The sequence below is a fragment of the Pleurocapsa sp. CCALA 161 genome, assembly GCF_003003995.1.
In the GTDB taxonomy this organism is placed as follows: domain Bacteria; phylum Cyanobacteriota; class Cyanobacteriia; order Cyanobacteriales; family Xenococcaceae; genus Waterburya.
On sequence record NZ_PVWF01000245.1, the window covers coordinates 1 to 2218 of the forward strand.

The 2218-nt window shown below is 39.4% G+C and carries 1 protein-coding gene; it reads left to right on the forward strand.

Going from position 1 to position 2218, the window contains the following annotated elements:
• Nucleotides 1-333 precede the first annotated feature (333 nt).
• Nucleotides 334-2218, forward strand: a 1885-nt coding sequence (locus tag C7B62_RS25245) for a PAS domain-containing protein (protein ID WP_233220161.1), incomplete at its 3' end; no start/stop codon positions are given.

Consider the following 2218-nt stretch of genomic DNA (forward strand, 5'->3'; position numbering starts at 1 on the left):
AATAAGCTGCGATCAAGAAGTAGCCGATAATACCTTGAGTATTCGTACTCGTGCCTCAGGAGAATTAGGGGCAATCGGAATCGAGGAAGTGATTAATAAGCTTACTACAGCGATCGCCGAACACAGCAATTTCTAATCTAATGTCATGTCAATGGAGGTTAAATAGCAAGCGAGGTGAAACGCAACTTCGCTCTTTGCTAAAAACGACGCAAAAGCTAAAATTTTCTAATAGAGTAAAATCTATTGATGATCTGCATTTAATATTTAATTTATACTTAGCTTGGCTAAAATATTTTACTGCTCTTAAGGCACTACCACGATCTAAATTTATCGATGGCAGCTCATACTCATGGATTGATGATAGGCATAATGTCCTTATTTCGTTATTGCATTAGCAAGTCAGGCACAGTCTTAATTTATGGTTTACTAGGACTTATTTTTAATCTCCCCAGAGCCAGTGCAGAAGAAAATATTTTGATAATCCATGCACATGATTCTGATCTTGCTTCCATCAAGCAAAATCAGTCGGCGATTGAACAGGGGTTTGCCGAAATTAATTCCCAAAGTCATATATATCACGAATTTCTCGACAACCAACCTGATTTTAATGCTCAAGATGAACAGAAATTTGGAGAATATCTTGATGGTAAATATCGACGTATAGGAATCGATCTGCTGATGGTTGTGGAAGAACCCAGTTTGCAATTCATGCTCAATCAGCACCAAAAGTTTTTTCCCAAAATTCCCGTAGTATTTCTGGGAATTCAAGAATTGAGCCAGAAAGTGCTTGATACCCCCTGGATGACAGGAGTGGTAGAAGATCGCTCGATCGTCGAAACTGCTATTGAAGCCACTAGACAGACTTGGACAAACACCGTTGTGGTCATTAACGATACTAGCGAGCAAAGTAAAGCTAATTTAGAGCAAATTGCCGCTATTAAACAACGTTCTCAGCAATCTCTCAAGGTTGAAGTGATTAATGATTTATCTCCAAAAGATGTTAAGGCTGAGTTGAGCAACTATCCTCCCAGTATCCCCATAGTTTTGTTAGGTCAATTACATGAAAGTCGGGACAGAAGACAACTGATAGATCCGAGTTTAGATGCTCAAATATTGAGTAAACTAATTCCCAATCCTATCTATACCGATAATTCAGTCCGCTTGGGTAACGGTGTAGTGGGGGGAAAAATATTTGATACAGAATATCATGTTCGACAAGGAGTAGAGCTAGCTCATAAAATCTTGCAAGGAGTAAAGCCAGATGAAATCGGCCCTTTTTTCACGGGTAAGAATCGCTGGATTTTTGATTATCGGCAGTTACTAAAACGCAATGTGAAACTCGAACTGTTGCCCAAAGATAGCGAACTACTTTATGTTGAAACACCTGTTTATGTTAAGTATCGACCCCTGATTCTGCTTGCGGGTTTTAGTCTTTTCGCTAGCTTGCTGACCATTATTCTGCTGATTAGAAGAGGTCGCAAACGAGAATTAGCGAACCAAGTTCTCCAAGAAAATGAACAGAGATATAAAGATCTGGCAGAAGCGGGAGCTAACGTTTTTTGGGAGCTAGACAAGCACTTAAAATATTCTTATATCTCTGGCAGCACTGAGGATTTATGTGGTTTGAACCCCTCAGCTATGAAGGGTCACTATCCTCCCCTCCTACATCAATCTAATTCTCAGTTAGACGTTGATTGGGATATGTTTGAGCGCATCACCGAAACCAGACAGCCATTTAAAAATTTTACCTTTAGCCTCCAGGATCGTAACAAAGGTATCCGTATTTTCAAAGTTAATGGCAACCCATTATTTGACGAGGAACACAACTTTTTAGGCTATCGGGGGGTAAAACAGGAAATTACTGCCGAACAAAATCTCTATCAGAAAATTGCTTATCAGGCTGCTTATGATGATCTGACAGGATTACTAAATCGTCGCGAATTTAACCAAAAATTAGAGTATTCGGTTCAAAAAGCTCAGAAGTATCATACCGAATCGGTACTGTGTTATTTAGATTTAGATCGCTTCAAGATTGTTAACGATACCGCAGGTCATTTAGTGGGCGATCGCCTATTATCAGAATTAGCCCAACTTTTAAAAGGTATGATCCGCAAAGAAGATACCTTGGGTCGATTGGGAGGAGATGAATTTGGTTTACTGTTGGAAGGATGTTCTATTACGGAAGCAGGAATAGTATGTGAACAGCTAATTAGAACCA